This is a genomic window from Klebsiella sp. 7-CIP_Kleb., assembly GCF_050378655.1.
Lineage (GTDB): Bacteria > Pseudomonadota > Gammaproteobacteria > Enterobacterales > Enterobacteriaceae > Klebsiella > Klebsiella quasipneumoniae.
Genome location: NZ_JBNRLJ010000013.1, coordinates 51,712 through 58,908, shown reverse-complemented (window position 1 = coordinate 58,908; position 7,197 = coordinate 51,712). Strand labels below are relative to the sequence as shown.

Here is a 7,197-nt window from a genome sequence, read left to right as displayed (position 1 = left end):
AAGCTGTTCGTCCGTTTTGCTGATACCAGCCTTTCCGAGGAAAGCGGCAAGGCCGAAGCGCGCACGACTGCTGGTGGTACCGATGGCCGCCATAACATCTGTTCCGGTCAGGCGATTTGGTGATGTGCTTTTCACGTCGTCGCTGATATGCATGCCCTGAGGGCTAAAATGCTTTAACGATGCTTCAAGTTTCATGCGGCCACTTCTCCGATATCAGAAATTAAAATTTGTCCGGTCTCACCCCAGACTTTTGTTACTCGAAAATCCCATATATGTGCGTCATCAGCGAAGAGAGCATCCATCAGAGCCTTAATCATGTTGTCAGCGTCTGGTTTCTGCTGATGGGCCTGCCCGTTCATCGCTTTGCGTTTCTTCTGACTCCAGCTTGCCGGCATCGGCAGGACGAAGGTAATGTGAGCCCCCTGCTCCGGCATGGTGACGCTCTTCAGGCGAACTTCATCGCAGAACGCCCGGTAGCGCATTACCACTTCTCGCTGCTTCCATTTGTCCGCCCGTGTCATCCTCGGCTTTCCCATGGGTGTAATGTTAAAAATCATCATGGCCAGCCCGGCTCCCTTTCGTATAACGGCGTTGATGCGCCTTTGGTTGTGGCGTTGAGCGTTGGCGAGCTTCCTCCTGATCAATAGGCAGGAAATGACCGTTGTAGAACCGACGGTAGATAGTCCCCAGTTCTCCATTCCGCTGTTTTGTCACGTTGATTTCGGCAATTCCTTTTGCTGCCGATTCAGGGTTATAAACCTCATCTCGGTACAACATCAGGATCAAGTCAGCATCAGCCTCAATTTCCCCCGAGTTTTTCATGTCGGAGTTCATTGGCCGCTTATTGGGTCTGGATTCGACACCGCGCGACAGCTGGCTCAGCGCAAGGACGGGGGTTTTATTGGCTTTAGCCAGGTTTTTAAGCCCCTTGGATACTTCGCCAACGGCCAGATCGTAACGCGCAGCGCTCTGAATTTTGATAAGCGCCAGATAGTCGATGACCACCAGCGCGATTTCAGGATGCGCTATCTGGTAGCGAGTGGCGGTTTGTTGTATCTGGTCGATGGTCAGTCCCGTGGCATCGGTGATCCAGATATTGCGGGTGGCAATACGTTCCATGCCGTTAAAGAACCGCGCCCAGTCTTCGTCCTCGAATTTATCCACGGCTTTCAGGCGGGACATCGACATGCCGCCGGCGGCGGATACCATGCGTTTGGCGATCTGGATATCGGACATCTCCATGCTGAAAAACAGCACGCCATGCCCCTGAGCGGATACTTTGTCGATAATGTCCAAGGCCAGCTCGGTTTTTCCCATCGATGGACGAGCGGCGATAAACACCAGATCCGTAGGTTCAATACCGCCCGTCTTCGCGTCAAGTTCCTCAATGCCGGTGAGCAGGCTTCGGGTCTCTTCTTTCCCCTGGCTACGGGATTCCGCTTCATCGGCCACCGCTGTGAGCAGTTCTGAGATGTGAACGGGCTGGACGGTATCAGCAGAAATATCGATGGCAGATACAGCCAGTTTTGCGGCTTCAAGAGCGGCCAGAGCAGCATCGCCGTTGCTCGCGTTCCTGATTTGTTCCAGTGCTTTTTCCAGTGCGGATTCAGCATCACGCACGCCGGCATTGCGACGCAGAACGTCAACATAAGAGACCAGAGCCGATTTCGCCCAACTGATGCGGGTGGCTTCCAGAATCGTGGTCTGAAGCGCTGGCAGCGACTCGCAAAGCAGCAGCGGGTCAATAACACCACCGCCGCGGGCCTGTCGGCAGATGCCAGTGTAAATTTCCCGATACTGACGAACAGAGAAAGTGCTTGCAGGCAGCCGGGAAAGAACATCCAGTACCTCAGGGTCGGCGCCACGCAGGAACAATGCGCCGATAACAGCCTCTTCCAAATCCTCGTTTTTCCACACGGCTGTCATGCAATCACCCCGTTATTGCCGCGAAAACTTGCCCAGTTGAATACCAGGTAATTGCGCCCCCCGTCGGTCACACGGTCAAAAATACGGTCGCTGATAAACTCTTTCAGCTGCTCAGGTGGCAGATTGCTGATCAGGATGGTTGGCAGAACGCTTTCATAGCGGGCGTTAATCACCTCGTGCAGGATGGTCATCTCTGCCGGGCTTCCGAACTGCACACCCACCTCATCGATAATCAGCAGATCCAGCGAAGCGTAGTGATCCAGAACACTCTCCTCGGTTGTCTCGGCATTGTAGCGCCAGGTGCTTTTCACGGCGCGAGTCAAACGCATTACGTCGGTCAGTTCCACGCTAGCGAGATGGTTGCGGATGATGTTTTTCGCCAGAGAGACTGCCAGATGATTCTTCCCCGTGCCGCAGCTGCCTGTCAGCACCAGACTTTTCCCGGCCTCCAGAACGTCCGGCCAGTTGTCAGCGTAGCGCCTGCAGGCCTCGAGGTTGCGGGCGGCTTCAGGGTTGAGCCCCAGATAATTTTCAAACTCGCAGTCACCAAACCGGCGAGTGATGCCCGCGTCGTTCAGCAGGCTGGTTACGTGAAGTTTGCGCAGACTGGATTTGACACTGGTCTGCTCCGACCGGATGCAGGCCGGACAGCGGGAGTGTTTGAAAGTCTCTGCGCCGCGAAAATCTTTGCCCACCAGCGTGAACTGTTCATAGTCTCCATGTTCCGGGCAAGACGCCGGGCTGGTATGGTTCGAGTTCCATCCCCCGAAGCCCCAGGGGAGTGTGTGTTCTTCAGCGAAAGCGAGCTCATCGCCGAGTTTTACCTGCAGCGCCATCAGGTCTTCTGTTGATGTTAATGGCAGCGGCGAATTCCTCACAGAAAGCGGGAAAGAGTTAATCGACGAGCTTATTTCTGAACTGGTGGAGTTCGTCAAAAAGCAGAAACCAGTTACGGCGGAGTCCGGCAATGAATAACCAGCAAACAATGCTCTATCAGGGGGTGCTGATCCCCCGCCCCGTATTGAACGTGGATCTGCATGTCCTCCCTGATTTTACCGGGCGGGTAGTCGTGCACATCGAGAACGGGAGGGTGATATGCGACCGCCAACTGTTCGACGACGAGCACATTTGCTCACTGGCCACGTTTATCGAAATGGCGCGCGAAATGGAGCTGAGATTTAAGGAGGTAGCTGGTGGCACTGACAGCGATACGAATTCCTGAGTGGGTTCACCTGCAGGCGCTGCAGGTCCTGCTGCGGTATAGGCGCCGGCGAATATTCCCGCGGCGAATGCGCCGCACCGGCTACCTCAGTCTGAAGGTTAACCCACGCTGGCGGCTGTTATCGAAAGACGATGGCCGGAACTGGGAAGTTATGAGTCATGAAACCTATAACCGGGAGAAAGACAGATGATTGACAACAGAACTGTCAGCGCCATTGACCTGGCGTTGCAAAAGCATCCAACACCAGTTGGTGATCTGTTCGCTGCGATCCGCCACGGACGCATGAAGCGGTGCTTCAGCCGGGATACGGCAATTCGTTACCTGGCGTTCTTCATGACCTCCCGAGCTTTTGGGCGCTCTGGTTTCAAGCAGCGTTTTCCGGACGTACAGGTGATTCATCCACTGAATCCAGAACTGAGTAGCTGGCAACGTGGCGCCGTCACCACGGAATATTTCAACGCCCACCAGCGTACCGTTCGCCGGCTGCGTCGCATCCTCGCCCGCAAAAGAGAAATGCAAAAGTGGTGCGAAAAGTGGGATGCCATGCACGACCGCTACGTGAAAGAGCGCGAAGAACTGCAGGCCTGTAAACCAGCAGAGGTGCGCAATGCTTCAGAACATGCTTAACCCGGAACCAACCTCAACAGGGATCCGGTCTGGAAACCGGGTGATTGGCTACTCCGCTGCTATTCGCCTGCTGGATAACGGTCGCTATGACAAACACCTTGCCGATGGAATGGAAATTCTGGCCTGCATCATGGAAGCGGTAGAAAGCAACTGGATCACGCTCAATATCGAAAAAGAGTTGATCCTCTGGCGCTGGTTACTGGCTGCCGTGTTCATCACTGAGGAGCTGGAGAAAAACGGAACTGTCGACGTTCCGAATGATACTGGCGGTGTTGATACTGCTGTTATCTATTCCAGCAAGCATGGCGCCATTAGCGTCTATCCGGGACCTGAACGCTTTGCACTCGCCAACCATATTGAGCTGAGGGCAATCGAGAAATATGGGCCAGAGGTTGGCCAGCAGCTGGCGCTGCGGATGTATCAGGACATGGTTATTGCTGACGAAGAATTTGGGTTCAGGTTATCAGCACTTGGCCGGGAGGGGTTTAACCTCCTCCATGACAGCTTTATCGAACACATCCAGATCGAAGGTGTGCCAGAAGCACCGATTATGCATTGAGGGGAATGATGATGAATAACTTGATCACTAACAAACCATCCATGACCAGCCTTGAGATCGCCGAGCTGGTAGAAAAACGCCACGACAACGTGAAACGTACGATTGAGACCCTGATTATGCGTGGCGTTATTACTTCTCCTCAAATTGAGGAAAAGCCTACTGCCGGGCGCCCCACAACAATTTACGTTTTTGAAAGTGAAGAAGGGAAACGTGACAGCATCATTGTGGTCGCGCAACTCAGTCCCGAGTTTACCGCCAGACTGGTAGATCGCTGGAAAGAGCTGGAAGAAGAACGCTCCCGGCCAAAATCGCAGGCAGAGCTGATCGCTGAAATGGCCCTGCTGAATGTTGAGCAAGAGCGGCGCCTCTACCAGGTTGAAGAACAGGTGGAAACCGTAGTCGAAGCTGTCGAAAACATTAAGCGTGGAAATATGCGGGCCGGGTATGTCGGTTATCGCCAGGTAGTCGCAAAAAGCGGCATGACCGATGCCAAGTGTCGAAACCTTGTTAACGCATACCGCATCCCAACCGATACGCACGAATTCATGACGCCTGATGGCCTGCTGTCTCGCCGGGCTATCGTGGAGCTTGAGCCTTTCATGAAAGCATTTCGCCAAATGATGGCAGAAGCCGAACCACGTGGGACCCGTTGGTATCACCCGAAAATGGGCCTGTTTCAGGCTATCGGATGGGAGGAAAGACATTGTGAAGGTTGAGTTTAATGATCAAGGGTCGGTATCAGTCATCACGGTCACCAGCACTGTATTTGAGTTCCGCCGACACAACCGGGCGATTGATGTGGCGTTTCTTCTCACGCCTGAAATGACCAGCCAGAGCAGCGGTTTTTTCATTATGAAAACGATTTTAAGTGGCAAGACAATGCACGCCCTCCGGGCTTACAAACATCTGTTCAGGGAGGCTAAGCGATGATCATCACACTCGAAAATGGACGTATTAACCTTGATTCCATGGTAACAATTGAAGATCACTTGCGCGGACTCGCGCTGGCGAACAGGACGCTGGACAGTATTAAAGACCAAATGTCTCAGCGTTCCGATAAAAAATCAGACTGGTACAGACGGGCTACAGTTGCGCACAAATCATGGTTCTGGGCTCGCTCACGAATCTGCGAACAACTGGCTATTTTGCGCCGTCAGGAAAAGGACGTTAACCGTCTTCGCTGGCAGTATGAAAATGAAGCCCTGATGGCGCAACTGAAAAGCCAGGTGAGCAAAGAGGTTTTCAGTGAGTGTTTGCGCCGGGCAAAAATTAAAGCTGAACAGCGACTGGAGCAAGACTTTCGTGCTGCGATGATTGAGGTGAAGTGATGGACTGGCCTACAGCATTCAGCATCGTCGGTTGCGCGCTCGCCATTGCCTGGCTGTTTCGGAGTTAACGACATGAATAGTGAATTTGAGTTGGGGCGCCACTGTCGTGGCCTGATTGTAGTGTGAGGTGGGAAATATGGTAGACATTGAAATGATTGACGAGGAAGAGGCGATGCGGATGATCCGAGTATCTTCACGCGTGACCATCCGGAAATACACCGAGCGCTATAATTTCCCCAAACCGGTCCGGACCTACCCTAAACAGTATCTGCGCTCTGCTATTGTGGAGTGGATCTTAAACGGGGGTGTCAACCAGAAATCTTCCTGATATGCCAAAATATCTTTTCAGCATACAGATCATAGGCGTCTTTCTGTTCGGCAATCCAGTCATGCTTGTTATAGACAGAAAGCACGCCGCCCAGCTCATGCCCCAGCATTTTTTCGATGACGTGCGGGGCAACCCCCTCTTCGGATAGTCGGGTTGCCAAGGTGCGCCGGAAATCATGTGAAGTAAACTCACCAAACCCCAACGAGTCTTTGATTCTTCTCAGAAATTTATTTGCACCAGAAATAGTTATAGGGCTTTTCAGGTCCTCGCCCGGGAAAAGTATATCCCCATACGTCATTTCAGCTTTTTTCAGCAAATCATCTGCCGCGGAGAAAATTGGGCGCCTGATAATTTTGTTGGTTTTGCTTTTCTCTGCTGGAACAACCCATAACCCCTCCTCTCGGTCAAATTCCCCCCTGATAGCCAGCCGAAGTTCGCTATTCCTAGCGCCGTACAGCATTAGCAGTTGATGAAGCAATCGGTTAGAAGTTGACCCACGACTTCTTTCTATAGCCATCCAGATTTTGGCAAGCTGGTTATAGCTGAGCGTGGTCTCCCCAATCACAGGTTTAACACCGATGTCTTTCGGCTGCAAAAGCATGAGTTCGGTTGTGCTAATGAACTGTCGGCGCGTACACCACCCAATGGCGGACCTGAGCTGTATCAATAAATGCCGGGCTCGGCGAGGGTTGATTTTCTCTTCTTCGGTAAACCTCTCTACCCACAAGCGGACAGGTATATCCTCAACCGGAATACCGGAAAAAGCGTCGCGCATGTGCTTTATAACCGTTGACTTATAAAGCGCTATAGTCTTAGCCCTTAGAGTTACATCAACGTAATTCTCCTTCCAGTAATCCAGACAATCCTTCACCGTTGGCTTACTGTTGGATTTCTTACCGCCAGCCAGCGTTCGGGGGTCAATGCCTTTGTCTGCCGATTCCCTCAGGTCTGCAACGATATTGCGGGCATCGCGCAGCGTCAGCGCTGGGTAGCGCCCAAGCCCCATTCGGTTCTGCTTTCCTTCCCATCGGAACCTAAACTGAAAGCTGATCACGCCTTTGGGGGTTATGCGAACTCCAAGCCCGTCAGAATCCGTAATTTCAGCAGGCCCAGAATATGGTTTACCATAGATAGAGCGAAGCTTTGTGTCACTGATTGCCATGTTAGTTTTCTGTACTCATCACTTTGGTATTTTATGTACTTATTC

At 52.5% G+C, this 7,197-nt stretch carries 13 protein-coding genes; 8 read left to right on the top strand and 5 right to left on the bottom strand.

Annotated features, from left to right (window positions below; all coding sequences use genetic code 11):
* The 4 genes from ACQUTI_RS24810 to ACQUTI_RS24795 form a co-directional block, all read right to left on the bottom strand.
* Positions 1 to 195: antitermination protein (locus ACQUTI_RS24810; protein WP_428923234.1), on the bottom strand; the 195-nt coding region annotated here is incomplete at its 3' end.
* A complete protein-coding gene (locus ACQUTI_RS24805; RefSeq protein ID WP_040251445.1) occupies positions 192 to 560 on the bottom strand; it encodes a RusA family crossover junction endodeoxyribonuclease in 369 nt (122 codons plus the stop codon). The genes ACQUTI_RS24810 and ACQUTI_RS24805, both read right to left, overlap by 4 nt.
* Complete coding sequence (locus ACQUTI_RS24800; protein ID WP_040251448.1) at positions 547 to 1,926, bottom strand: replicative DNA helicase; 1,380 nt, start codon at positions 1,924 to 1,926, stop codon at positions 547 to 549. The genes ACQUTI_RS24805 and ACQUTI_RS24800 overlap by 14 nt, the downstream gene beginning before the upstream one ends.
* Positions 1,923 to 2,762: an ATP-binding protein gene (locus tag ACQUTI_RS24795; protein ID WP_428923406.1), complete on the bottom strand. Its 840-nt coding sequence runs from the start codon at positions 2,760 to 2,762 to the stop codon at positions 1,923 to 1,925. Before ACQUTI_RS24795 ends, ACQUTI_RS24800 begins: the two co-directional genes overlap by 4 nt.
* A 131-nt stretch (positions 2,763 to 2,893) precedes the next feature.
* Here ACQUTI_RS24795 and ACQUTI_RS24790 point away from each other — a divergent pair, with 131 nt between their 5' ends.
* The 8 genes from ACQUTI_RS24790 (at position 2,894) to ACQUTI_RS24755 (ending at position 5,990) form a co-directional block, all read left to right on the top strand.
* Complete coding sequence (locus tag ACQUTI_RS24790) at positions 2,894 to 3,148, top strand: hypothetical protein (protein WP_019705438.1); 255 nt, start codon at positions 2,894 to 2,896, stop codon at positions 3,146 to 3,148.
* A complete protein-coding gene (locus ACQUTI_RS24785; protein WP_129111496.1) occupies positions 3,120 to 3,338 on the top strand; it encodes a hypothetical protein in 219 nt (72 codons plus the stop codon). Before ACQUTI_RS24790 ends, ACQUTI_RS24785 begins: the two co-directional genes overlap by 29 nt.
* Positions 3,335 to 3,775 carry a hypothetical protein gene (locus ACQUTI_RS24780; protein ID WP_019705440.1) on the top strand — a complete coding sequence of 147 codons (441 nt, stop codon included), beginning with the start codon at positions 3,335 to 3,337 and terminating at the stop codon, positions 3,773 to 3,775. The genes ACQUTI_RS24785 and ACQUTI_RS24780 overlap by 4 nt, the downstream gene beginning before the upstream one ends.
* A gap of 40 nt (positions 3,776 to 3,815) precedes the next feature.
* Positions 3,816 to 4,334, top strand: coding sequence for a hypothetical protein (locus ACQUTI_RS24775; protein WP_428923405.1), 519 nt, complete (start codon positions 3,816 to 3,818; stop codon positions 4,332 to 4,334).
* Between the two features lie 5 nt (positions 4,335 to 4,339).
* The gene (locus tag ACQUTI_RS24770; RefSeq protein WP_019705442.1) at positions 4,340 to 5,050 is read left to right on the top strand and encodes a Rha family transcriptional regulator; all 711 of its coding nucleotides are present in this window, start codon (positions 4,340 to 4,342) and stop codon (positions 5,048 to 5,050) included.
* On the top strand, positions 5,040 to 5,264 hold the full coding sequence (locus ACQUTI_RS24765; protein ID WP_102023222.1) for a hypothetical protein: 225 nt from the start codon (positions 5,040 to 5,042) through the stop codon (positions 5,262 to 5,264). The genes ACQUTI_RS24770 and ACQUTI_RS24765 overlap by 11 nt, the downstream gene beginning before the upstream one ends.
* Positions 5,261 to 5,662: a hypothetical protein gene (locus ACQUTI_RS24760; RefSeq protein ID WP_019705444.1), complete on the top strand. Its 402-nt coding sequence runs from the start codon at positions 5,261 to 5,263 to the stop codon at positions 5,660 to 5,662. Before ACQUTI_RS24765 ends, ACQUTI_RS24760 begins: the two co-directional genes overlap by 4 nt.
* Positions 5,663 to 5,798: 136 nt before the next feature.
* Complete coding sequence (locus ACQUTI_RS24755; protein WP_004198241.1) at positions 5,799 to 5,990, top strand: hypothetical protein; 192 nt, start codon at positions 5,799 to 5,801, stop codon at positions 5,988 to 5,990.
* On the opposite strand, the gene ACQUTI_RS24750 is transcribed toward ACQUTI_RS24755, so the two are convergent.
* Complete coding sequence (locus ACQUTI_RS24750) at positions 5,971 to 7,152, bottom strand: tyrosine-type recombinase/integrase (protein WP_019705445.1); 1,182 nt, start codon at positions 7,150 to 7,152, stop codon at positions 5,971 to 5,973. The two genes, ACQUTI_RS24755 and ACQUTI_RS24750, sit on opposite strands and share 20 nt — an antisense overlap.
* Between the last annotated feature and the right edge of the window lie 45 nt (positions 7,153 to 7,197).

What these genes read in the sequence shown, in the direction of transcription:
- ACQUTI_RS24805 (WP_040251445.1), bottom strand. Translation starts at nt 560, where the DNA reads ATGATGATTTTTAACATTACACCCATGGGAAAGCCGAGGATGACACGG.
- ACQUTI_RS24800 (WP_040251448.1), bottom strand. Translation starts at nt 1,926, where the DNA reads ATGACAGCCGTGTGGAAAAACGAGGATTTGGAAGAGGCTGTTATCGGC.
- ACQUTI_RS24795 (WP_428923406.1), bottom strand. Translation starts at nt 2,762, where the DNA reads ATGGCGCTGCAGGTAAAACTCGGCGATGAGCTCGCTTTCGCTGAAGAA.
- ACQUTI_RS24790 (WP_019705438.1), top strand. Translation starts at nt 2,894, where the DNA reads ATGAATAACCAGCAAACAATGCTCTATCAGGGGGTGCTGATCCCCCGC.
- ACQUTI_RS24780 (WP_019705440.1), top strand. Translation starts at nt 3,335, where the DNA reads ATGATTGACAACAGAACTGTCAGCGCCATTGACCTGGCGTTGCAAAAG.
- ACQUTI_RS24770 (WP_019705442.1), top strand. Translation starts at nt 4,340, where the DNA reads ATGATGATGAATAACTTGATCACTAACAAACCATCCATGACCAGCCTT.
- ACQUTI_RS24760 (WP_019705444.1), top strand. Translation starts at nt 5,261, where the DNA reads ATGATCATCACACTCGAAAATGGACGTATTAACCTTGATTCCATGGTA.
- ACQUTI_RS24755 (WP_004198241.1), top strand. Translation starts at nt 5,799, where the DNA reads ATGGTAGACATTGAAATGATTGACGAGGAAGAGGCGATGCGGATGATC.
- ACQUTI_RS24750 (WP_019705445.1), bottom strand. Translation starts at nt 7,152, where the DNA reads ATGGCAATCAGTGACACAAAGCTTCGCTCTATCTATGGTAAACCATAT.